This is a genomic window from Shinella sp. 838 (assembly GCF_029623935.1).
Classification (GTDB): domain Bacteria; phylum Pseudomonadota; class Alphaproteobacteria; order Rhizobiales; family Rhizobiaceae; genus Shinella.
Genome location: NZ_JARSBQ010000005.1, coordinates 320,290 through 343,515 on the forward strand (window position 1 = coordinate 320,290; position 23,226 = coordinate 343,515).

The 23,226-nt window shown below is 65.7% G+C and carries 21 protein-coding genes and 1 pseudogene; 5 read left to right on the forward strand and 17 right to left on the reverse strand.

Going from position 1 to position 23,226, the window contains the following annotated elements; all coding sequences use genetic code 11:
- Window positions 1-33: 33 nt before the first annotated feature.
- The 7 genes from P9A16_RS18595 to P9A16_RS18625 form a co-directional block, all read right to left on the reverse strand.
- Window positions 34-1,290, reverse strand: coding sequence for an FtsX-like permease family protein (locus tag P9A16_RS18595; protein WP_130517762.1), 1,257 nt, complete (start codon window positions 1,288-1,290; stop codon window positions 34-36).
- The gene (locus tag P9A16_RS18600; RefSeq protein ID WP_130517764.1) at window positions 1,287-1,973 is read right to left on the reverse strand and encodes an ABC transporter ATP-binding protein; all 687 of its coding nucleotides are present in this window, start codon (window positions 1,971-1,973) and stop codon (window positions 1,287-1,289) included. The genes P9A16_RS18595 and P9A16_RS18600 overlap by 4 nt, the downstream gene beginning before the upstream one ends.
- 2 nt (window positions 1,974-1,975) lie before the next feature.
- Window positions 1,976-2,440: a hypothetical protein gene (locus P9A16_RS18605; protein WP_130517766.1), complete on the reverse strand. Its 465-nt coding sequence runs from the start codon at window positions 2,438-2,440 to the stop codon at window positions 1,976-1,978.
- 71 nt (window positions 2,441-2,511) lie between these two features.
- A complete protein-coding gene (locus P9A16_RS18610) occupies window positions 2,512-4,266 on the reverse strand; it encodes an alkaline phosphatase (RefSeq protein WP_278025878.1) in 1,755 nt (584 codons plus the stop codon).
- 111 nt (window positions 4,267-4,377) lie between these two features.
- A complete protein-coding gene (locus P9A16_RS18615) occupies window positions 4,378-4,992 on the reverse strand; it encodes a hypothetical protein (RefSeq protein ID WP_130517770.1) in 615 nt (204 codons plus the stop codon).
- A 182-nt stretch (window positions 4,993-5,174) separates the two neighbouring features.
- A complete protein-coding gene (locus tag P9A16_RS18620) occupies window positions 5,175-6,293 on the reverse strand; it encodes an FAD-dependent oxidoreductase (RefSeq protein WP_278025879.1) in 1,119 nt (372 codons plus the stop codon).
- 150 nt (window positions 6,294-6,443) lie between these two features.
- A complete protein-coding gene (locus P9A16_RS18625; protein WP_023516247.1) occupies window positions 6,444-7,355 on the reverse strand; it encodes a LysR family transcriptional regulator in 912 nt (303 codons plus the stop codon).
- Window positions 7,356-7,530: 175 nt separating this feature from the next.
- Between P9A16_RS18625 and P9A16_RS18630 the strand changes: the two genes are divergently transcribed.
- The 4 genes from P9A16_RS18630 to P9A16_RS18645 all read left to right on the forward strand — a co-directional run bounded on the left by P9A16_RS18630 (window position 7,531) and on the right by P9A16_RS18645 (window position 13,107).
- Window positions 7,531-8,631, forward strand: coding sequence for a Bug family tripartite tricarboxylate transporter substrate binding protein (locus P9A16_RS18630; RefSeq protein WP_278025880.1), 1,101 nt, complete (start codon window positions 7,531-7,533; stop codon window positions 8,629-8,631).
- A gap of 139 nt (window positions 8,632-8,770) precedes the next feature.
- Window positions 8,771-10,795, forward strand: a complete 2,025-nt coding sequence (locus P9A16_RS18635) for a tripartite tricarboxylate transporter permease (RefSeq protein ID WP_278025881.1) — start codon at window positions 8,771-8,773, stop codon at window positions 10,793-10,795.
- 93 nt (window positions 10,796-10,888) lie between these two features.
- A complete protein-coding gene (locus tag P9A16_RS18640; protein ID WP_278025882.1) occupies window positions 10,889-11,995 on the forward strand; it encodes a 4-oxalomesaconate tautomerase in 1,107 nt (368 codons plus the stop codon).
- 53 nt (window positions 11,996-12,048) lie between these two features.
- Window positions 12,049-13,107: an isocitrate/isopropylmalate dehydrogenase family protein gene (locus P9A16_RS18645; RefSeq protein WP_050745611.1), complete on the forward strand. Its 1,059-nt coding sequence runs from the start codon at window positions 12,049-12,051 to the stop codon at window positions 13,105-13,107.
- A 71-nt stretch (window positions 13,108-13,178) separates the two neighbouring features.
- Here P9A16_RS18645 and rraA read toward each other — a convergent pair whose 3' ends face one another.
- The 6 genes from rraA to P9A16_RS18675 form a co-directional block, all read right to left on the reverse strand.
- Window positions 13,179-13,673 carry a ribonuclease E activity regulator RraA gene (rraA, locus tag P9A16_RS18650; protein ID WP_050745610.1) on the reverse strand — a complete coding sequence of 165 codons (495 nt, stop codon included), beginning with the start codon at window positions 13,671-13,673 and terminating at the stop codon, window positions 13,179-13,181.
- Window positions 13,670-14,647 carry a D-2-hydroxyacid dehydrogenase family protein gene (locus tag P9A16_RS18655; protein ID WP_050745609.1) on the reverse strand — a complete coding sequence of 326 codons (978 nt, stop codon included), beginning with the start codon at window positions 14,645-14,647 and terminating at the stop codon, window positions 13,670-13,672. The genes rraA and P9A16_RS18655 overlap by 4 nt, the downstream gene beginning before the upstream one ends.
- A 3-nt stretch (window positions 14,648-14,650) precedes the next feature.
- Window positions 14,651-15,736, reverse strand: coding sequence for an Ldh family oxidoreductase (locus tag P9A16_RS18660; protein WP_278025883.1), 1,086 nt, complete (start codon window positions 15,734-15,736; stop codon window positions 14,651-14,653).
- 118 nt (window positions 15,737-15,854) lie between these two features.
- Complete coding sequence (locus P9A16_RS18665; protein ID WP_278025884.1) at window positions 15,855-16,751, reverse strand: LysR family transcriptional regulator; 897 nt, start codon at window positions 16,749-16,751, stop codon at window positions 15,855-15,857.
- On the reverse strand, window positions 16,669-16,926 hold the full coding sequence (locus P9A16_RS18670; RefSeq protein ID WP_278025885.1) for a hypothetical protein: 258 nt from the start codon (window positions 16,924-16,926) through the stop codon (window positions 16,669-16,671). Before P9A16_RS18670 ends, P9A16_RS18665 begins: the two co-directional genes overlap by 83 nt.
- A 118-nt stretch (window positions 16,927-17,044) precedes the next feature.
- Window positions 17,045-18,100, reverse strand: coding sequence for an AbrB family transcriptional regulator (locus tag P9A16_RS18675; RefSeq protein WP_278025886.1), 1,056 nt, complete (start codon window positions 18,098-18,100; stop codon window positions 17,045-17,047).
- Window positions 18,101-18,272: 172 nt separating this feature from the next.
- Between P9A16_RS18675 and P9A16_RS18680 the strand changes: the two genes are divergently transcribed.
- Complete coding sequence (locus P9A16_RS18680) at window positions 18,273-18,929, forward strand: GntR family transcriptional regulator (RefSeq protein ID WP_272790839.1); 657 nt, start codon at window positions 18,273-18,275, stop codon at window positions 18,927-18,929.
- A 32-nt stretch (window positions 18,930-18,961) separates the two neighbouring features.
- Here P9A16_RS18680 and P9A16_RS18685 read toward each other — a convergent pair whose 3' ends face one another.
- From P9A16_RS18685 to P9A16_RS18700, 4 genes and pseudogenes are all read right to left on the reverse strand, one after another.
- Complete coding sequence (locus P9A16_RS18685) at window positions 18,962-20,359, reverse strand: CoA transferase (RefSeq protein WP_278025887.1); 1,398 nt, start codon at window positions 20,357-20,359, stop codon at window positions 18,962-18,964.
- On the reverse strand, window positions 20,356-21,510 hold the full coding sequence (locus P9A16_RS18690) for a 2-methylaconitate cis-trans isomerase PrpF family protein (protein WP_278025888.1): 1,155 nt from the start codon (window positions 21,508-21,510) through the stop codon (window positions 20,356-20,358). The genes P9A16_RS18685 and P9A16_RS18690 overlap by 4 nt, the downstream gene beginning before the upstream one ends.
- 28 nt (window positions 21,511-21,538) lie before the next feature.
- Window positions 21,539-22,276, reverse strand: a complete 738-nt coding sequence (locus P9A16_RS18695) for a sulfite exporter TauE/SafE family protein (RefSeq protein WP_023515505.1) — start codon at window positions 22,274-22,276, stop codon at window positions 21,539-21,541.
- A 113-nt stretch (window positions 22,277-22,389) separates the two neighbouring features.
- Window positions 22,390-23,226, reverse strand: a pseudogene (locus P9A16_RS18700) (aconitate hydratase); the annotation flags it as partial.

The window sequence follows — 23,226 nt, forward strand, 5'->3', positions numbered from 1 at the left end:
GCGCCCTTTCGGATTCGCTTGCTGTCGATGGCGTCAGGCCCTCAAGGCGGCCGCTGGGCTGAGGCGGAGCGCGCAGAGTGCCGGCACGATCGAGACCAGCACGGCGACGACCATGAACCAGATTGCCAGTGAAAGATCCGCCCTGGCGAATTCCACGGGCATGTGGACGGCTGTTGCGGCGGCGAGGGTGGCGGAAACGGCCTGCGCGGCGCCGTAGCCGATGGTGATGCCGAGGGCACAACCGGCGAGGAGCAGCAGGAACAGTTCCCCCCAGACGATCGCGAAGACCGCTCGTCGTGGCGCGCCGAAGGCCCTCAGCGCGCCGATCTGCCGCCGGCGGGCGCCGACATGCATGATCGTGACGAGCAGGATGGCGGCGACAACGATGGCCTGCGTTCCGATGGCGATCGCAAGCAGCAGGCTGCGCGCATCGCCCAGCGTCGCATAGAGGCGGGTCAATACCTCGGCGGGGAACACGGCGAGCGTCGTCTCGCTGCGATATTCCTGGCGCAGGCGATAGGCATCGCCCATGGTCTTCGGCTTGACGAGGACGGCTGGAATAGCGGGCGTCCCGGCGCCAAACTCCTCGTCAAGCGCCGCGTCGGCCTCGACGTGGATTTCGTGGTCGTGATCCTCTGCAGCAGAACCTTCCGCTTCCTCGCCGGTGTGGCCGTGGTCGTTCTCTCTGCCCATGCCATGCAGCTGCCAGACGGCTTGGATCGGCACGAGGATCGCGCGGTCCCAGGCAGTGCCGGTCGGCGCCATGCGGCCCCGTATCTTGTAGGCGATCTCGACATGGGTATGGCCGCCGGTATCGGCGGCCCCATGCATCGGCTTGATCTCTGCGCCGAGTCGCATCGGTACGTCGGCGCCGACCACCGCCTCGCCAAGGCGGGTGAAGACCGAGCCCTCTGCAAGTGTCGGCGACAGGGCGGCAACCAGCGCCGTCGTCGTACCGACGACCGGCCGGCCATCCGCGGAATCGCCGAAGCCGACGGGGGCGGCAAAGGAGACGCGCGGATCACGCCCGAGTTTCTCCAGCACGGCGCCAGACATCAGCGGCAAGGGGGATGGCTGGAGAAAGACGGCCGACAAGGCGAGCTGCGTCTCGCTGCCGGCGGCGCCGACGACGAGGTCGAACTTTTCCGCCGCCCGCGCGCTGCCCAGCCGCACGGCCCGTTCCTGGAGGGTGACGGCAACGCTGAGGGCGATGGAAAGGGCGACCAGCACGATGACGGCGAACGTGCCGCCCTTGAACCGGCGAAGGTCCGCGAGGATGAAGCCGATCATGCCGCTTCCGCCTTGCCGGCAGCTTCGAGGATGCGGCCACCGTCAAGGACGATGTGCTGGCCGATGCGCTCCACCAGGGCCGGGTCATGGGTCACGACGAGCAGCGTGGCGCCTTCTGAGCGGGCGAGCTGGACGATGAGGTCGGCCACCTCGCCGCCGGTGCGCCGGTCGAGGCTGGCCGTCGGCTCGTCGGCCACGATGACGCCGGGCTTCGACAGCAGTGCTCGTGCCACTGCCACGCGCTGCATCTCGCCGCGCGACAGCGTTTCGATAGGTTGACCCGGGCGGGCGATGCCGGTCATTTCGAGGAGATGAAGGGCCCGCTCGCGATCGGTTGGCTTCAGGCGCCGGGCAAGCCGTATCGGCAGCACGACATTCTCGTAGGCTGAAAGGCCGGGAAAAAGGTGGAAATCCTGCATCACGAGGCCGATATTGGCAGCGCGGAAGGCATCACGCCGACCCGTGGACAGGCGGCTGATCTCCATCTCTCCCCAGCGGACACAGCCCTTCGTCGCGGGCTCCAGCCCGGTGACAACATTGACCAGCGTGCTCTTGCCCGACCCTGAAGCGCCGGTGATCGCGAGCCCGTCGCCGGCGGGAAGGTGCAGCTTTTCGATGGCGAGTACCGGCGTAGCCAGGCCGGGAAAGCGCATCTCCAGGTCGGCAATATCGAGCGCGAGCATCGTCAGACCGTATCGAATGCGGCACCGCGCAGGCGCAGCTGGCTGACGAAGCCGGTTTCGGGATCGACCCACGACCCGTATTCCAGCACACCCTGTGCCTCGATCGGCGCATTGTACTGCACGAAGGTCTGCCGCTCGGCGAGATAGACGACGAGGATATTGTCCGGCCAGTCGGCATCGGAGGAGCAGAAGGGGCAGAGCGACATTGGAATTTCGGTAAGCACGAAGAAGTTCGCCTCGGCCTTCAGCGGCGGCGCCATGAAGCCCTTCACGGCCACCTGCTGCCCGGAGAGCCGTTTGACCTTGTCCGAGAATTCGAGACCGAGGACGCCGAAACGCTTGTAGAGCTCGCCAAAGCCAAGTGTTTCGCTGGCCATGGCGATGCGGGGGAGGGCAAGCATGGGCAAGGCCGCGAGCGTCAAGAGCAGGCCCCGCCTTTCGAACGACACAGGGTCTGTCTTCGTCATGACCAGGCTTCCTTCTTTCATCTGTGAGGTTGTGGACAGGCGGCGCGGGCCGCCTGTCCACAAGACGCCGCTCAATCCTTCGGCACGCCGAGGGCAAAGGCGTCGGCCAGCACGCGATAGACGTCGCTCTGTTCCATGTAGCCGCGGAACCCTTCGGAGCCCGGACCGGCGGCCTGCAGCACGACGTCATCGACCGCATGCACGCCCGTGTCGTCTTCCTTCGGGATGTTGCCCGGGACGAAGACCGCGCCGGGCACGTCCTTGTAGGCTTCGTTGGCGACATATTCTTTCGCCTCGTTCTGCACGGCCGGGACGAAGGGGCCGTCGAGCTTCGGGCGGAAGGTCTCGTAGTGATCCGGCCCGTTGTTGGCGGCCAGGAACAGGCGGCGCGAGACGTCGATGCGATCAGGATAGCCGTCGCCGTCCTTGTCCTCGTAGTTCGGGAAGCCGGCGCTGTCATAGGTGCCGACCTTTTCGCGCATCTCTTCGCCGGGCTTCTCGTCGTCGACCGTGCCGATGATGGCGACGCCATGCGTGTGGTCACCGGTCACGATGATCAGCGTGTCCGGGTTCTTCTCGGCGAACTCGCGGGCGATACCCACGGCCTTGTCGAACTCGATCGTTTCGACGAGAGCGCGATCCCAGTCGAGTGGATGGCTCATCTTGTCGACGGAGGCGGCCTCCACCATCAGGAAGAAGCCCTCCGGGTTCTTCGAGAGCTTGTCGAGTGCGGTCTTGGTCATGTCGACGAGGCCGGGCTGGTTCGGGAACTTGTCGACCGTGCCCTTCTTGAGGAATTCGCGATCGAGCGTCACGTCCAGATTGCCCGTGTGGAACAGGCCAAGCAGGCGCTCCTGGTTCGAACCGGCGGCCGCGTCAAGCTCGGCCTTGTCGGTTGCGATTGCATAATCAGCATTACGGAACTCAGCGATGTAGTCCTTGTCGTCCTTGCGCTTGGAGCCCGGCACGTCCTTCGAGAGGAAATAGGCCGAGCCGCCGCCGAGCAGCACGTCCGGCTTGACGTCGAGCATCATGCCGACGATATCGGCCTTGTCGGCCCGCTTGCGGGTATGCGCGACGAGTGCAGCGGGTGTCGCGTCCTCTACCTCCGAAGTGGTGACGATGCCGATGGATTTCTTGGTGTTCCGACGCAGGGCCTCGGCAATGGTCTCGACCTTCGGATCGTCTAGGCTGGCCGGCGTGCGGTCGGCGTAGACGCCGAGCGCGTTGACGCGCGACTTGTGGCCGGTCATGTAGGCCGACATGGTGTTGGCGCTGTCCGTGGCGATCGAATGGGTGGAAGACGTGCCGATGAAGGCGACGGGCGGGATGTCGTCCATTGCCAGGCGGCCGTTCGCCTTGCCCTCGGTCATGCCCTTGGACATGATGCGTGCACCGGTCCGATGCGCGACGGAGAGGCCGTCGGCGATCAGGAAGATGATGTTCTTCGCCTTCGGCTGGGCGACAGTCTCATAGACATCCCAGTTGACCGACTGCGTTTCGCCGCCGGCGGAAACCTCGACCTTGTACGCGCCGGCCGTGCCGATTGCGAGATCGCGCAGGATGAGCGCCGACCCCAGCACCTTGTCCTCAGCGCCCTTCTCTTCCGCGACGAATTCGGCGGTCTTGCCGAAAATCTCCGCATAATCCTTGCCGTTGACCGTGACCTTGACGTCCTCCGGCTTCACCACGGCATCGAATTCGACCTTGAAATCGAACGGCGAGCCGATGAGGATCGTCGCCCGGTCGATGGGATAGACGGTTGCAGCGTTTGCGGCGCCGGCCAGGAACGTTGCCGATGCCAGGGCGAGGATGAGTTTGCGCATGGGAGAACCTCTCTTGAGCGGTGCGTTGCCTCCCAGCGCATAGAAAGCGAGCATGACAGGCGTATTACACCGCGGTGACCATGCTGTGACCAAAGTGCCTGCATCGGGCTTTCAGCCAATCGACGGATGGAAGACGGGCCGATAGCCGGCACCAAGCGCCAGGACCGTCGATGGCGGGGTCAGCAGGGCGTCCGCCTTGCCGAGGTGTTGCGGCGGCGCGTAGCCTTCGACCGTCCAGCGATGGGCAAGACCGCCACGAAGCGTGTAGGCGTGCCCGGCTGCCGCAAGGACGACCCCATCGGGAAGCTTTGCCAGCGGCCCGGTGATCGGATGCAGGCGCTTGCGCCGGCGGTCCAGGCGCTCACCGTGCAGGACCGCGTCCATCGTGCCCGCGGAGGGCAGCGTCTCGCCTTTCGCGGTTGCCCAGCATGCCTGGAAGTGCAATGCGGATCCCCGCCGGCAGAAAAAGCAGGGCCGATGGCCGGCGGCAAGTGCGACCGCCTCGTCGAGGAAGAACAGTTCGGTCCAGCTCCGTCCCCCCATGACCGGCCGCCGGCGATCCTGAAAATCACAGAGGCAGATGAGCCAGGCCTTCGACGTCCAGCGCTTCGAAAGCAGTGTCTTCGTCGCCGGATCGTGAAGGATGCCCCGATTGCCGGTAAAGAGGCCCCGCTGCGGCAGCGCGACGATTTCGCCAAAGGGCGTGACGCGGTTTTGAAGAGGCATGGCGCTCCATCTCGCTCGAATGACGGTGCCCTACCCTATCCTCAAGCGCAATGCCGCGTCTCCCTTCCTCTCGCCGAGGGCGAATCTGGTGTGGGCGAAGTATCGCCCGGTGAAGTGGCCGTCTTCGAGTGCCCGCATCGGCGGGTTTAGGATGGACCAGGAAGACGGGAGTTCCGCCGGGTTCACAACAGGTCGAGATAAGTCGCAAGCTCCCGGGCCGCCGCCGCGCCTGCGCGGTTGGCGCCGATGGTCGAGGCGGAGGGGCCATAGCCGACGAGATGGATGCGCGGGTCCTTCTCCACCTGCGTGGCGAGGCGCCCGGTCATGACGATCCCGCCGTTCTCCCCGCGCAGCTGCAGGGGCGCGAGATGGTCGAGTGCACTGCGAAAGCCGGTTGCCCAGAGGATGACATCGGCCTTCTGCTCCGTGCCATCCGGCCAGTGCACCCCCTGCGCGGTGATCTCGCTGAACATGGGCAGGCGTTCCAGAGCGCCCCGCGCGGCGGCGGCCCGCAGCGCGGGTGTCCAGGGAATGCCGGTGACGGAGACGACGGAGCCCGGGACCAGGCCGTTGCGCACCTTGTCCTCGACGATGGCGACGGCTGCGCGGCCGTCTTCCGGCGTGAACGGCGTCTCGCGAAACTGCGGTTCACGGCGCGTGACCCAGCTTGTCGTCGTGACCTTGGAGATTTCGTCGAGATGCTGGAGTGCGGAAATGCCGCTGCCGACGATGATGACATGCTGGCCCGCAAATTCCTCGGCTGTGTGGTAGTCACGCGAATGAAGCTGTCTGCCCTGGAACAACGCGGCACCGGGATAGTCGGGGATTTGCGGGTTCTCCCAGGTTCCGGTGGCGTTGATGAGGCCACGCGCGGAGAAGGCCTCGCGATCCGTCTCCACCCGCAGCCTTTCGAAACGGTCGCAGACCACCTTGACCGTGACCGGGCGGTAGATGGGCAACCGGAAGCGTTCTTCGTAGGCGGCGAAATAGTCGGGCACTGCGACGGACGCCTTGGCCTCGGTCTCCCCCGCCGGCACCACTTCGGTAAAGCCCATGCCCGGCAGGTCGTGCACGCGGTTGACGGTGCTCAGCGTCAGCGAGGGCCAGCGGTGTTGCCAGGCGCCGCCCGGCTTCTCGTTCCTGTCGAGCACGATGAAGTTGCGGCCCGGTTTGAGGCCGAGCTGCAGCAAGTGGTAGGCCGAGGACAATCCGGCCTGGCCAGCGCCGATCACAACGATGTCGATCTTGATGGCGGCGCGCAGGCTCGCCTCGTTTGCTGGTGTTGTGGATGGCGATGGCAAATCGATCCCCGTTGCTTCGGCTGCTCGCACCCTTCGGTATCCCATTGCTGCCCTGGAGGAAACCGGGCGCAGCCAGGACAGTCAAGCCGCCCGCGCGTGGTGCTGCCCAGACCTTGCCGCATATTGCGTGCGATGAGCCTGTCGATGCCCTCAGTCGTCGGCCCCGGCGCCCTGCCAGGTCCCGACCAGCATGCGCCGGAAATGCTCGGCGGCGGGCGAGAGTGTGGCGGAGCGGCGGCGCACGATGCCGATGGTTCGGGAAATTCGTGGAGCACCCAGTGGCCGCGTGACGATGATGGGATGGTCGGGGCCCGGGGTTGCCGTGCGCGGCAGGACCGAGATGCCGAGGCCCGCCTCCACCAGGCCGAGGGATGTCGACAGATGCGTCACCTCGTAGGACCAGCGCAGTTCGATATTGGCCCTTGCCAGCGCCGCGTCCAGCATGGTGCGGTTGCCGCTGGAGCGGTGCACGGTGATCAGCCTGTAGGGGGCAAGGTCGGTCCAGGCGACCTCATGCCTTTTCGCCAGCGGATGGTCGCGCCGCGCCGCCAGCACGAACGGGTCCTCTGCAATCCGGTCGAACAGGAGGTCGGGATCCGAGGTTCCCATGAAGTTGATGCCGAATTCCACCTCCCCGCGCGAAACGGCCTGCAGCCCCTCGGTCGCCGTGAGGTCGAGGATGCGGAAGCGGATATCGGGATATTCCTGATTGAACTGCTTGATCACGGTCGGCAGGAAATAGAATGCCGCCGTCGGCAGGCAGGCGATCGTCACCAGTTCGCTGCGCCTTAGCCCCCGGTCGCGGGCGGCGAAGAGTGACCCATCGAACTCCTCCAGCATACGCTGCACAAGCGGCATCAGTTCGAGGCCGAGCGCCGTCGGGGAAACGTGCCGGGTGGTGCGCTCGAGAAGCGGTGCGCCGATGGAGGCTTCCAGCTTCTGGATGCGGCGGCTGAGCGCCGGCTGTGACAGGTTGAGCGCTTCTGCCGCCCGGTGGAAACTCTCCAGCTCCACCACAGCGAGGAAAGCCCGAAGGTCGAGGATTTCGCAATTAATGCGCATTGTGCATCATTGATCCAAAATTTTGCACTTAACTTAATAATCCATGTGGCGCATACCCCTCAAGGGAGAAAGAAGGGATGATGTCTGCCCGGGGCGATCATGGGCTTGGCGTTTCCGACTTTCATGTGTACCTTTGTATACATTTGAACGCATTGCCATTGTGGGAGGAAAAAACATGGCTGATTTTACGCGTCGTCAACTGCTTGCCGCCGGCTCGGCCGCCGCGGCTGTGGGGTTTATGGGAGTGCGCCCCGCCTTTTCGCAGGCATCGGTCGATTTTGCCGGCAAGACGGTTGAATGGTGGATGCCGTTCTCCGAAGGCGGCGGCTCGGATGTGTGGGCCCGCTTCTTCGCACCGTACCTGTCGAAATATCTACCGGGCAACCCCAATGTCGTCGTGCGCAATGTGCCGGGCGGTGGCTCGATCACCGGCTCGAACGAGTTCGTCGCCCGCGCGCGGCCGGACGGGCTTGCCATTCTCGGCACCTCAGGCTCCACGCAGTTCCCTTTCCTGCTCGGCGATCCGCGCGTGCGCTACGATTATGCCAAGCTGATCCCCGTGCTCGTTTCGCCGACCGGCGGCGTCTGTTATCTGCCCGCCAAGTTCGAGGTGAAGTCGCCGGCTGACCTTGGCAAGATCAAGGATCAGGAGCTGGTCTATGGCAGCCAGGGTGCCACCTCTCTCGACCTCGTGCCGATGCTCGCCTACCGTCTGCTCGGCCTCAACGTCCGCCATGTCTTCGGCATGCAGGGGCGCGGCGACGGGCGGCTCGCCTTCGAGCGCGGCGAGGCGACGATCGACTACCAGACCTCCTCGGCCTATCTGACCAACGTCACCCCGCTCGTCGAGGCCGGCACGGCAGTGCCGATGTTCTCTTGGGGCGTTCTCGATGCAGACGGCAATGTCGCGCGCGATCCGACCTTCCCCGACCTGCCGCATTTCGTCGAAGCCTACGAGATGATGCACGGCAAGAAGCCGTCGGGCGTGGAGTACGACGCCTATCTCGCCTTCTTCGGTTCCGGTTTTGCGGCGCAGAAGCCGTGCATGCTGCCGGAAGGCACGTCGGACGATATCGTTGCGACCTACCGCAAGGCCTTTGCCGATGCGGTGGCCGACCCCGAATTGCAGAAGGCCAAGGCTGAGGTTCTCGGCGACTACAAGCAGGCCGTCGGCGGCGATATTGAAAAGCTCTATGCCGTGGCGACGTCGATCAAGCCTGAAGCGCGCGACTGGGTGCGCAACTTCCTGACGACGGAATACCAGGTCAAGCTCTGACCGGAAGCGATCCCGCCGCTGAAAGGGCGGCGGGCACGCCCGCCCGAAGCCATCGGGCTTGAACAGCCATCTGCCGACACTGACGAGGCCGGAGCACCCGCGCCGTCTCGCACCTGTTGCTATCGAAAGGACAGCCACAGTGATCGATGTCTTCGTCACTTCGCTCCACAACCTGCTGACCCTCCACCATCTCGGTTACATGATGATCGGTGTCGCGGTGGGCCTCATCGTCGGCATCCTGCCGGCTCTCGGCGGCATTGCCGGCATGTCGCTGCTGCTGCCCTTCGTCTACGGCATGGAGCCGACCGCGGCGATCGCCATGATGGTCGGCCTGCTGGCGGTCATCCCGACCTCGGATACCTTTTCCTGCATCCTCATGGGCATTCCCGGCTCGTCCGCCTCGCAGGCGACCGTGCTGGACGGCTTCCCGCTTGCCCGCAAGGGCGAAGCGGCCCGCGCACTCAGCGCCTCCTTTTCAGCCTCGATGATCGGCGGCCTCTTCGGCGCGCTCTGTCTCACCGGCATCGTCATCGTCGCCCGGCCGCTCATCCTGAGCTTCACGTCGGCGGAGCTCTTCATGCTGGCGATCTTCGGTCTCTCCATGGTGGGTGTGCTCTCGGGCAGCAGCCTGGCGAAAGGCATCGCCGCCTGTACGCTCGGCCTTGCCTTCGGTGCGATCGGCACGGCACCGGCCAATGGCGGCGAGCGCATGACCTTCGGCTCGCTCTACCTGATGAGTGGCCTCGAGATCACCATCATCGGCCTCGGTATCTTCGCCCTGCCGGAGGTGCTTGACCTGCTGCGCGGTAACTCGAGCATTTCGAGTACCGGCAAGCTCGGCCGCGGCTGGCTGGACGGTGTGCGCGACACCTGGCGGGAGAAGTGGCTGACGCTGCGTTGTTCGACGATCGGCGCCTGCGTGGGTCTGATGCCCGGCCTCGGCGGCAGCGTTTCCGACTGGATCTCCTACGGTCACACCGTGCAGAGCGCCAAGGACAAGTCGCAGTTCGGCAAGGGCGATATCCGTGGCGTGATCGGCCCGGAAGCGGCCAACAACTCCTGCGCCGGCGGCAACCTCATTCCGACCCTGCTCTTCGGCATCCCTGGCTCCGGCTCGATGGCGATCTTCCTCGCGGCGATGATCCTGATCGGGCTTCAGCCCGGCCCCGGCATGGCCGACCCGAACCGTGACCTCAACCTCACCTATACGGTCGTCTGGACGCTGGCGCTCGCCAATGTCATCGGCACGGCGGCCTGCATCGCCCTGTCGCCGAGCATTGCGCGGCTGACGACCATTCGCTTCGTGCTCTTCGCGCCCTTCATGATCCTCATCATCGTGTTCGGCGCCTTCCAGTCGACCCGGTCGTTCGAGGACATCGTGGCGCTGCTGATCGTTGCGCTGACGGGCATTTTCCTGAAGCGCTTCGGCTGGCCCCGCCCCGCCTTCCTCATCGGCTTCGTGCTCGCCGGCCAGGTCGAGACCTATTTCTACCAGGCGGTGCAATTCTACGGATACGGCTTCCCGCTGCGCCCGATCGCCATCGTCATCGCGCTCGTCACCGTCGCCTCGCTCTGGTTCACCAGCCGCTCGCGCATGCGCCAGAAGGAGGAAACCGTGCCCGGTGGCATCACCACCGATATCGATTTCGAGCGCGAGGAGGACGAGACGGCGGCCGCCAGGAACCTCTGGCCTCAGGTCATCTTCACCGCCATCGCTGTCGCCTTCTTCGTCTTTACCATCGTCGAAGGCGCGGAGAACTCGTTCCTCGACGCGGTGTTCCCGATCACCGTCGGCACGGTCGGCCTGTTGACCGCCGCTACCGTATTGTTCTGGCAGGTCCGGGGTGCCACGGGACGCGGTACGGCCGGTACCATGAACTTCGATCTCGATGACGGCGCGACCAGCGGCAGCCTCTGGCGCTTCGTCGGCTGGCTGGTCGGCTTCGTCGCGGCCATCGGCCTCGTCGGCTTCACGCTGGCGCTGATCGGCTTCTTCGTCGCCTTCCTGAGGATCGTCGGAAAGTCGAGCTGGCTGCAGACGCTGGTGCTGACTGGCGCTGCCGTCGGCCTCGTGCTGGTGCTGACCTCGATCCTGCACATGAACCTGCCGGGCGGTCTCCTGCAGAACCGGTTCTACGACCAGCTGGTCTGGCCGCTGCGCTGACCCTCAGCCCCGGCGGCAACGCCGGGGTTTCGCACGCCGATTTGCAAGGTGTGCAATTGCATTCAATTGACTACATCAATCAGCGAGGGCATCATGCCAGCACAACATCCCATCCCCTGCATTCTCATGCGCGGCGGAACGTCGAAGGGACCCTACTTCAAGATGCAGGACATTCCGCAGGATCCCGATATCCGCGCACGTGTGCTGCTGGCGGCGATGGGCTCGCCGGATATCCGCCAGATCGATGGCCTCGGCGGCGCCGACACGCTGACGAGCAAAGTCGCGATGGTCGGTCCGTCGAGCCGCGAAGGTGTCGATGTCGACTATCTCTTCGCCCAGGTCTCCGTCGACAAGGCGATCGTCGATACCTCGCCCTCCTGCGGCAACATGCTGTCCGGCGTCGGCCCCTTCGCCATTGAGACGGGTATGGTGCCGGTCAGTGGGGAGAGGACCAGCGTCGTCATCTACGACATCAACACCCAGAGCCGCATCGAGGCGATCGTCGAGACGCCCGATGGAGCCGTCAACTATGAGGGCGACGCCCGCATTGACGGCGTGCCCGGCACCGCCGCGGAGATCCGGCTCAATTTCATGGATATCGTCGGTTCGAAGACCGGCGCCTTGCTGCCGACCGGCAAGCCGATCGAGGAGATCGACGGGGTCAACGTGACACTTATCGACGTGGCAGTGCCGATGATGATTGTGCGGGCGGCCGATGTCGGCAAGACCGGCTATGAGAGCGCCGCCGAACTCGATGCCGACAAGGCGTTTTTTGCACGCATGGAGGCGATGCGCATGGAGGCGGGCCGCCGGATGGGCCTTGGCGACGTCACCGGCAAGGTGGTGCCAAAAATGGCCATGCTGGCCGCCCCGCGAGATGGCGGCAACGTCGCCGCGCGCTATTTCGTGCCGCACAAGACCCATGCGGCCTTCGCGGTGACGGGCGGCCTCTGCGTCTCCTCCTGCGTGCTGGTGCCGGGCACCGTGGCGGATGGCCTTGCGGAACGGCCGGAGGGGGACGATTGTACCGTAATCATCGAGCATCCGACCGGCATCATCGACGTTGCGATGACGAGCAAGCCGGATGGCAATGCTGTGGAGATCATCAGTGGCGGCGTGGTGCGCACCGCGCGCAAGCTGATGCAGGGCAACATCTTCGTGCCGGCGGCGGCCCTGCTGTCGGCGCCTCCTGCGGCTTGAGCCACCGGTATCGCAGGGTAACCCCGCTTTCTGTTTCTGGAGTTTATGGAATCATGAAACTGCTTGTTCTCCCGGGCGATGGCATCGGCCCGGAAATCGTTGGCGCTACCGTCGCGGTGCTGGATGCCGTCGACCGGCGCTTTGCCTTCGGTTTCCGCTACACGACGCGTGACATCGGCTTTGCGTCACTGGAGAAAGCCGGCACGACGCTGCCTGCGGATCTGCTCGATCAGGCCCGCGGGATGGATGGAACTCTGCTCGGCCCGATCTCGCATCTCGACTATCCGCCGCGCGACAAGGGCGGCATCAACGTCTCGGCGGCTTTCCGCACCCAGCTCGATCTCTTCGCCAACATCCGCCCGGCCCGCACCCGCAAGGGCGTCTTCCACCGGGGCACGGATATGGACCTCGTCATCATGCGCGAGGCGACGGAGGGCATGTATCCGGATCGGAACATGTTTGCCGGGACCGGCGAATACATGCCGACGGAGGATGTGGCGATCTCCATGCGCAAGGTGACGGCAAGGGCGATCGAACGCATTGCCAGGGCCTCCTTCGAGCTCGCGCGCCTGCGCCGGCGGAAAGTGACCGCGGTGCACAAGGCCAATGCCTTCGTGCTGACCGACGGGCTCTTCCTGAAGGAGGTGCGCAAGGTCGCCGCCGGCTATCCCGACGTGGAGCTCGAGGAGGTGCTGATCGACGCGATGGCGGCGCTGCTCGTGCGCGATGCGAGCCGCTACGACGTTATCTGCACCACCAACTTCTATGGTGACACGCTGTCCGATCTCGCTTCCGAACTGTCAGGCAGCCTCGGTCTTGCCGGGTCGCTGAATGCCGGTGCCGACCATGCCGCCGCGCAGGCACAGCACGGTTCCGCCCCCGACATTGCCGGGCAGGACAAGGCGAACCCGACATCGATGATCCTGTCGGCCGCGATGCTGCTGCGCTGGCACGGCGAGCGCACCGGCGATGCGCGCTATGGCGAAGCTGCGACCCTCATCGAAGGCACCATCGACCGGGTGCTTTCCGATGCTGCCACCCGCACCCGAGATCTTGGCGGACCACTCGGCACGGCGCAGTTCACCGAGACGGTCGTTGCGGCCCTTGGCTGAGCCGGCAAAGAAAACGGCACCGGGGTGTGAACCCCGGTGCCGCTGCAACATGATCGTTTTGCCGGCTCCGCTCAGTTGGCGGAATGGACCGGTCCGTCCGCCACCAGCACGCCATCGGCATCCGCATAGAGATAGGCCCCCGTGCGGAATTCGACATTGCCGAAGACGAGCGGCACGTCGCGGGCGCCATGGCCGGTCTTGCCGCTCTTCTTCGGCGCCTGGCCGAGCGCCATCACGCAGAAATCCATCGTGTCGATATCGGCGCTGTCGCGGATCGCGCCGTTGATCAGCAGGCCCCGCCAGCCGTTCACCTGGCCAAGGGCGGCGATCTGGTCGCCCACCAGCGCGCAGCGCAGCGAGCCGGCGCCATCGACGACGAGCACTTTGCCCGTGCCGTTTTCCTCAAGCGTGGCGCGCAGCAGGCGGTTGTCCTCGAAGGTCTTCAGTGTGACGATCTCGCCATGGAATCCCTTGCGCCGGCCGTAGGATTTCCACTGCTTCTCGCAGAAGCGCACCTCGGCATCGTGGCTGTCGACCAGATCCGCCGTCTTGATGATGTCTGTCACGGTCTTCCCTCCGTTTTCGGTGCGGCGAGCACCCGCACGGGCGCACCGTCGCGCCAGGCCCTGATATTGTCCACCGTGTCGCGGTAGAAGGCGGCATAGGCGCCTTCGGTGACATAGCCGAGATGCGGCGTCAGCACGGTATTCGGCAGGGTGCGCAGCGGGTGATCGGCCGGCAGCGGCTCGATGTCGAAGACGTCGAGCCCGGCCTTGATGCGGCCCTGCCGCAGTGCTTCGATCAGCGCCGCCTCGTCAACCAGCGGGCCGCGCGCGGTGTTGATCAGCCATGCGCCCCGTTTCATCAGGCCGAGTTCAGCGGCGGAGACGGTGTGCCGGCTGCGTTCGCCAAGGATGAGATGCAGCGAGACCACGTCGGCCTCGCGAAACAGGATCTCCTTGTCGACGCGGCGGGTGCCGGCCTCGGCGGCGCGTTCGTCCGTCAGGTTCTGGCTCCAGGCGATCACCTCCATGCCGAAGGCTTTGGCGATCGGCACCATGCGGCCACCGAGTTTGCCGAGTCCGACGAGCCCCAGCGTCTTGCCGCCGAGTACGGTTCCCACCGTGCGCTGCCAGCCGCCAGCGCGGATGCGGGCGTCCTCTTCGGGGATCGACCGGGCGAGCGAGAGAATCAGCCCCCAGGCGATTTCCGGTGTCGCATGGGCGGATTCGCCGGCATGGGTGTGGCAGACGGTGATGCCGCGGGCGACGGCGGCCTCCATGTCGATGGTGCGCACGCGCGCACCGGTGACGACGATCAGCTTTAGGGCCGGCAGCCGCTCGATCAGCCCGGAGGAAAGTGGCATGCGCTCGCGCATGAGGCAGAGCACGTCGAATCCGGCGAGCGATGCTGCGGCCTCATCCTCGCTCGCAAGGTTGCGGTCGAAACGGACGATCTCGCAGTCGTCGCCGAGCAAGGTCCAGTCCGCAAGGGAAAGTGCCACATCCTGATAGTCGTCGAGGATCGCGATCCGCAGCATGGTTCAAACCTTTCCGAGCGTGTCGAGGTCAACGGTGAGGCCGGCGAGACCCGCCTGTTCGCGCAGCATGGCAAGGTCGGCTGCGGTAAGCGGGATCCCTTCGGCAAGCCGCGTTTTCATGCGGTTCGCCTCCGGTTCTCCCGGCATCAGGATCGGCTGATCGTCGTCGATCCGCGGACAGGCGCGGGCGCGGGTGACGAGGTCGCCCATGCGCGTGCCATAGACCGCTTCGCCGAGGAAAAGCGAGGGCCGGAAGGCGATGAAGCTGTGGCCGACATTCTGCGGCCGGTCGAGATCGCGATACTGGTCGCCGACCGTGCCGCCATAGGCCGCGCCGCTCATCACGCCGGCCAGGACCTCCATCATCAGCGACAGTCCCGATCCCTTCGGGCCGCCAAGCGGCAGCACGATGCCTTCATAGGCCCGGCGGGCGTCCGTCGTTTCCCGGCCTTCCGCGTCGAGCGCCCAGCCAGCCGGGATCGGTTCGCCTTGCTGAATCGCGCGGCGGATTTTTCCGCGCGCGACGACGGAGGTCGCCATGTCGAGCACGATCGGCGTCGAGCCCTCGCCACCCGGCGCGCCGAAGGCGAAGGGGCTGGTGCCGAGGAAGGGCGTGCGTCCGCCCCAGACCGGCATGGTGGGCGAAGCGTTGGTGAAAACGAAGGCGGCATAACCGGCGTCGATCGCTTCCAGCAGATAGGCCGCGGCCATGCCGAAATGGGTGCTGTTGCGGACGCTCGCCATGCCGATGCCGCATCGCTCTGCGGCAGTGATCGCCTCCTGCATGGCCCGGCGGGCAACCACAAAGCCGAGACCATCATCGCCATCGACATGCGCGGCAGCGGGCATCGGATGCGTGACGCGGATATCAGGTCGGGCGCGCACCAGGCCGCGGCGCAGGCGGTCCGCATAAACTGGAATACGTGAAACGCCGTGGGTGCCGACACCGCGTAGATCGGCAAGCACGAGATAGCGCGCGACGGAGGCAGCATCCTGTTCGGGGACGTCGAGGCCGGCGAAAATCGCGGCGACCAGCGCCTCCAGTCGTTGCGCGTCCACATGCGCGATCGTGTCGTCCTTTCCCGGCATGCGCCCATCCTCCTGCAGGAAGTCCAAGGGTATGAGAGCAAGGTCTACCAGTGAAGGATGCGAATGTATACTATTGTATCCAGAGAATCTGGATGACATGCCGCCCTCGATCTTGACTCTAGCCTGTGCGGGCCAATGCCAGGAACTCCCGGATCGGTCGGGAGAGCGGGCTCGATCCGCGCCGCACGGAAAGCAGCTTTCGGCTGGCCCATTCGTCCGAGAGGCGCACGCTGGTGACATCCGTTCCCGCAAGCAGATGCAGGCTTGTCGAGCGAAGGAAGCCGATGCCGAAACCTGCCTCGACCATGCGCACCAGCGACGGGAAGGTTTCGACGCGCACCCGCTCGCCGAGCGCCCGGCCGCTGCGCGCGGCAGCCTCATTCAGCAGCCGGTCGAGCGCCCCGCTCTGGTGGATGCCCACCATTTCGTATTCGGCCACCGTGTCGAAGCTGACCGGTTTTCCCGATTGCAGGCATGCCGCCAGCGGATGATCCGGCGAACACAGGACGAGCACGTTGTCATCCTCGAAGATCTCCGTTTCGAAGCGTGCGACATCATTGTTGTCTGCGACAAACGCGATGTCCGCCTGCCCATCGTCCATCGCGGCAAGCGCAAGGGCCGCCGACATCTCTTGTATGTCGAGGCTGATGCCGGGATGGCTCTGTGCATAGATTGCCAGAAGCTCCGGCAGCCGGCCCGACAGGGAGGAGCTGGTGCAGGCAAGCCGCAACGAACCGCGCGTGCCCGTCGAGAAATCGACCATCTGCGTGTTGAGGTCGGCGACCTGCCGCAGAATTTCCCGGCAGCCGGAGACATAGACCTCACCCGCCGGCGTCAGGCGTGCGCCCTGCAGGGAGCGGTCGAACAGCGCAACGCCAAGTCTCGCCTCCAGCTCGCTGATGCGCCGGCTGACGGCGGACGGCGCAATGTTCTCATGCTCCGCTGCCCGCCCGATGGACCCGTACCGGGAGACCGCGACGACGAGGCGTGCCGTTACCGGGTCGAAGGGCTGCATGCTGCGCCTCCGTTGCTGTCGGCGGCAGGGATGGATCGGCAAGGCCGAAGTCGCGCCGCACCCGCGCCACGAGGCTCGCGTCGAAACGGTGCAGCGAGTAATCCCCGCAGCGTCGGATGAAGGCGAGATAGCGTTCGATGGCGGAGGCGAGGTTGGAAAGGATGACCAGGATCATGGCACGTTCCACCGATTGGGGGTTGCTCGATATCCATGGCCTATCGGTTCCTGTTGCTGGTGGGTAGCGACGGTTGGCGAGGAGGGCATCGCGCCTCGGCAACACCTGTCTCCTGCCTTCAGCCCTTACCCTCCCCGCCCGACAACCGCAACCAGAGCGGCAGGATCGACGGCGCGGCCAGAACGACGATGATCACGCGACACAGGTGATGCAGACTCACGAAGGCTGGATCGGCATCGAGCGAGATGGCGATCAGGCTCATCTCCGGCAAGCCGCCCGGGACCAGGGCGAGCAGGCCGAGCGCGAAGGGAATATCGAGATAGCGGTCGAAGGCGATGGCGAAGAGTGCGGCCAGGGTGAGGCTGAAGCAGGTGAGAACGAGGCCGAGCACCACGCCGGTCAGCATCGTGCGCCGTGCAACGCCGGCAAAGTGCTGGCCGATCGTCGCACCGATCACCACCTGAGCGACGGCGATGACGAGGTCGGGTACTGCCGCATCCGTCAGGCCTGTCATATGGGCAGCGGCGCTCAGCGCCAGCGGACCGGTCAGGTTCGCCGCCGGCAGGCGGAGGCGGCGACCGAGGATGATGCCGAGCGCGGCGCAACCGGCTAGAATGGCCGCATCCAGCGGCGAGATCGTCAGCGCCCAGTGCATCGTCCTGTCGACCGTGCGCCCGGTGAGCGCGGCAAGCGCGCCGGAAAGGGTGAGCGACAGCGGCACGATCGTGATCAGGAGAACGAGGCGCGTCGCATGCACCATGCTGACACTGCGTACATCCGCCTTGAAGGCGGGCGCCATGGAGATCAGTTCGCTGAGGCCGCCGGGCATGCCGCTCGAGGCGGCCGTTGCCGGATCGAGCCGGCCGAGCCGGCGGCATACGACGATGCCGAACGCTGCGACGATGACGGTATAAACGGCGACGGCGGCAAGGCTCACCGGCCACTCGGCCGCCTGGCGCAGCACTTCAGGCTTGAAGGCGCTGCCGACCATCAGTCCCACAACCGCGATCATCGCCGCACGCGGCTTCGGCGAGGCGCTCACGCGTATACCGACAATCGCCAGCGCCATGGTCAATACCATCGCACCCAGCAGCCAGCCGAGCGGCAGGCCGAGCATGTAGCCGCACCAGCCGCCGACCGTACCGATGGCCAGTGTGCGGAGGGTCTGATGCAACGGAACGGTCTTGCCGTGCCCGGCCGCCTTCAGGGGTGGGGTCTCATGCTTCGACAAAGGTCGTACCATTTCGCTTTTGCTTTGCATCCAATGGCATGCAATTAAACAAGCCCGTGGACAACGCCTTTTTCCTTCTGTAGCCGGAAAGTCCACACGGACGGGAGAGCCAGCCATGACCGCATCCAAGGACCTGCTTTCCAAGACGCGCGGCCAGAGCACCTATCAGGCCATTCTGACGGCCATCCGCGACGGCATCTATCGGCCGGGCGATCCGTTGCGCGAGGAGGAGGTGGCGACCCGCCTCGGGGTCAGCCGCACGCCGGTGCGCGAGGCACTGGGTCGCTTGCAGGAGAAGGGCCTTCTCGAGGCGGCCCCTGGCCGCGGGGTCGCCGTTTCGATCCTCTCCATGCAGCAGATTTTTGAACTCTATGCCATGCGCGAGGAGCTGGAGGGTGTCGTCGCCCGCTTTGCCGCCCGCCATGCGACCGAGGCCGAGATCGCCAATCTGGAGCGGCTCAATGCCCGTTTTGCCGCCTCTGAGGATCCGAAGGTTGCCGCCCAGTGGAACCGGCAGTTCCATGCGCGCCTCTACGATGCCGCCCGCAACCGCTACCTTCGCCAGGCGGTGGAGGACCTGCAGGAGACGATCGCGCTTTTGCCTGACACGACCTTCATCCAGCCGGGCCGCACGACGACGGCGACCGACGAGCATGTCGCAATCATCGAGGCGATCCGTCGGCGCGACTCGGAGGGGGCGGAAAAGGCGGCGGTCGGCCATATCAAGGCGGCGCTCGAGGTTCGTCTCGTCATCACCAGGACCGAGAGCTGAAGCATTCCTGCGCCTTGTCGCCTGCGCCGCCGTCATGGCTGTGGCCAACAGGCGGGATCGCTGCCGAGCGGCACGGGCATGCGGCTCCAGACGGCGCGCACACCGTCGAAACGAAGCGCCGGCCGCAGGGCGGTGACGCGGCCGAAGGCGGTGTCATGCGTCTCCAGCAGATCGGCCACGGCGGCAAAGTCCGGGTTGGCGGACGGGTGCGCGGCATCCTCACCCAGCGTGTCGCGCATGCGCCACATCCAGTGCGCTGTCGCGGCAAGTGACAGCGTCGCCTGCCAGCGACCACCCTTTTCATGGCGCCGGATGAGGGCGAGCATGGCGGCGAAGGCGGCGAGATAACCGGTGAGATAGTCGAGCGGCTGGCACGGCAGCAGCGCTGGTCCCCTGCCCTCGCGTCCCTCCATCGCCATGCCGGTCGTTGCCTGCACGAGGCTGTCATAGCCCCTGCGCCCCTGCCAGGGACCTTGCAGCGAGAAGGCGGACAGCGAGAGATGGACGAGATGGGGATTGAGACGGTAGAAATCTTCGCGCCCGAAGCCGCGTTCGCGGAGCGATGATGGCCGGTAGGCGTCGAGAACGATATCGGCATCGGCGGCGAGCGCCCGCAAGGACGCTATCCCCTCCGCGGTATCCAATTCGCAGAAGGCCGCGTGTTTCCCGAAGCCGGTATCGATCACCAGGGAGGGGATCGACGGAAGGCGGGGGCTGGAGACGCGCATGACCGTCGCGCCGTGCTCGGCCATCGTGCGGCCGGCCATGGGGCCGGCGATGACGCGGGAGAGATCCAGCATGCGCAGGCCGGAAAGCGGCCGTTCGCCACCCGGTGGCAGCGGCATGGCCGTGGCTCCGCCTTGTTCGAGACACACGAGAGGCTGCGCTGCGATGGCTGCGGCCTGCGGTTCGCGCAGCCAGTCGACCCGCCCCCGCACCCGGGCGGCGCACAGGCCGCGCCGGATTGCCTCCGTCTCGATGTCCTCTGCCCGGCGCTTGGCCACCGCCGCCCGCACCGCAGCGCCATCGTTGGCAACGCCCAGGAGAGCGAGCAGGCCGTCCCGCAGATGGGGAAAATTGCCGTGCAGATAGACCCATTCCCCTTCCGCCGCCGCATAGAAGCCAGTGAACGGATCGCGGAATTTGGCGGGCTTTGCGTCGACCAGCAGGTAGCTGGAACTTGCCATGGCAAGCTCCGCCTCTCGCGTGTCCAGCGAAACGTGTGGGCACTTGCCGGTTTTCAGTTCGCTGATGCGCGACGCCGCCAGCCCCACCGCGCCGAGCACCGCGGTGGCAAGCGGCGCGATGGGCCAGGACGTGGCGAGCGCCTTGGGCCGCTCCTCGATAGTGAGACGCTCGAGGGGCGCGTCGTCCCACCTGGCAGCCTTGAGGAGGTCCTGAAGCGGCCTTTCCGCGGCGCCGAGGCTCATCGGTCCCCCTCCCCTTCAAATGGGGCGAGGGCCACCTCGCCCTGCATCAGGCGCCGTGCCGTGCGGTAGACCCGGCCGCTCTCGACATGCCAGCCGTTGCCGCGTTGAAACACGGTCGCACCGGCCTCGACGATGCCGGAGGGATGGGCAACCCGGATGGCTTGCATGTCCGCGTGTCCGGAGCATAGCCGATGCGGCAGCGAGCCCTCGATCCGGCAGGCGACGGCAAGGCACATGGCACCGGTCAGCGTAACCGCCCGGTGCGCGCGTTCCATGGAGAGCATGCGGATCGCGATGTCCTGTGCCGCGCCCTCGACGGTCCGGCCGTCGAGCGTTACGAAGGTGGCAGGCGCCGAGACGACGGCGACCTTGGGATTGGCCAGGCCAACACTGTCGAGTGTCTGCCCAAGCCCCATCCGCACAGCGGCGGCGCGGCGCAGCCGGTCGAGCAGTGCCATGACGGCGCGGTCCGTCTCGATGGTGTCGGGATGCTCCGATCCGGCAAGGCCGACATCGTTCGCCGCAACGAAGGCGACGGGGTTGCTGGCATCGACCAGCGACATGTCGAAGGCGCGGCCATCGATCTCGATCGTCTCGATAACCTGCCCCGTCGGCAGGAGGCCGGATGTCACCGTGCCGCCGGGATCGAGGAAGTCGAGGGCGATGGGCGCTCCTGTTCCCGCAACGCCGTCCACGGTGGCATTGCCCGTCGTTACGGCCTTGCCGTTGCGAACCGGAAAGCGGGCATGGATGATCTTCTTCGTGTTGACCTGATGGATGCGCACCAGCGCCTCGCCGTCCGCCGCGCACACCAGCCCTTCGTCCACCGCGAAGGGGCCGACGGCTGAGGAGAGGTTGCCGCAATTGGCGCCCCAGTCGACGACCGGGCGGTCGACGGCGACCTGCGCGAACGTATAGTCGACATCGGCGTCCGGATGCGTCGGCGGGCCGATGATGACGGCCTTCGACAGCGACGAGGTACCGCCGCCCATGCCGTCGAGCTGGCGGCCGTAGGGATCGGGGCTGCCGAGAGCTGAGAGCAGCATCCGTTCGAGCACTGCATGATCCGGCGGACAGTGCCGGGCATGGAAGAAGAGGCCCTTGCTGCTGCCGCCGCGATAGAAGACGGCCGGTATGAACGTCTGTGTCATCGTCCCTCCTTCCCGCCCGGGCCTTGCCTCAGGCGAGCTGCATGATCCCCGAAACGAAGTAGACAGCGCCGATCCCGGTCACGATCCAGCGCGTCCAGGCGCGGAAATTGGCATCCGTCATGCGGTGCAGGATGATGTTGCCCGAGCGTGTGCCCAGCACGGCGATGGGCACGGCCGCGGCGACCGCCAGCCAGCCCTCCGATGAAAGCGTCATGGCTGCATCCCAGTAGAAGATCACCTTGGTCGCATGGGTGAAGAACTGGATGGCGGATTTGGTGGCGATGACCGTGCGGCGGTCCATGTTGGTACGGATGAAGAAGACGTCGATGCTCGGCCCGGAAACGCCGACGCCGATCGCCAGCCCGCCGGACACGAAACCGCAGACAAAGGCGTGCAGCGGTTTCGACGCGTCGAGTTCCAGCTTGCCGAGCGGCAGCCAGACGAGGATCGGTAGCAGGCCGACGACGATCGAGACGACGATGAGGCTCGGACGGTAGGCGACGAGCAGGAGCAGGATCGCGGCGCTGAACAGGCCGGCGGTGAGGACGGCGAGGATGCGGTAGTCGAGGTAGTCGCGGGAAAACCAGGCCCGCGACCCGTTCGATACCATCTGTACCAGGCCGTGCACGGCGATGGCGGTGGCGACAGGCACAAGGAACAGGAGGACCCAGAGCAGGATCATCCCGCCGGCCATGCCGAAAATGCCTGACAACAGCGATGTCAGGAACACCGTAACGGTCATGCCGGCGAAGAGTACAACGGTCATGGAGAGCTCGGGATTGTCCGGGCGAAGGGCCGGCGCGGCATCGTTCGGCAGCGGCGGCGCCGCCTTTCAGGGTTGGGCACCGGATCGATCACGACCCGGTGCCCTTTATCTCGTCAAGCTGCGAGGTCTCTTAGGACGGTTTGCAGGATACCTCCGTTGTTCATGTATGTGACCTCGTCGAGTGTATCGATGCGGCAGAGGAGGGGGACGTTTTTCACGGTGCCGTCGGCATAGGTGATGGTTGCGATCTTCTTCTCGCGCGGCTTGATGTCGCCTTCCAGGCCCTCGATGGTGACGGTCTCGTCGCCCTTGAGGTCGAGGGAGGCCCAGGTCGTGCCATCCTCGAAGACGAAGGGCACGATGCCCATGCCGACGAGGTTGGAGCGGTGGATGCGCTCGAAGGACTGGGCGATCACGGCCTTGACGCCGAGAAGGTTGGTGCCCTTGGCCGCCCAGTCGCGCGAGGAACCGTTGCCGTATTCCACGCCTGCGAAGATGACGAGCGGAACGCCCTCCTGCTTGTATTTCATCGCCGCGTCGTAGATCGACATCTCTTCCTTGGAGGGATAGTGGATCGTGTAGCCACCCTCCTTGCCGTTCGGGCCGAGCATGTGGTTGCGGATTCGGATATTGGCGAAGGTGCCGCGCATCATCACCTCGTGATTGCCGCGCCGCGTGCCGTACTGGTTGAAGTCGGCAACGCCGACGCCATGGCCGATCAGGTAGCTGCCGGCGGGCGAGGCCGCCTTGATCGAGCCGGCCGGCGAGATGTGGTCGGTGGTGATCTTGTCGCCGAAGAGGCCGAGCACGCGCGCGCCCTTGATGTCGGACAGGCCCGAGCCGGTCTTGCCCATGCCGACGAAGTAGGGCGGGTTCTGCACATAGGTCGACTGGTCGTCCCAGGCATAGGTCTGGCCCGCCGGCACCTGCACGGCCTGCCAGTTGGCATC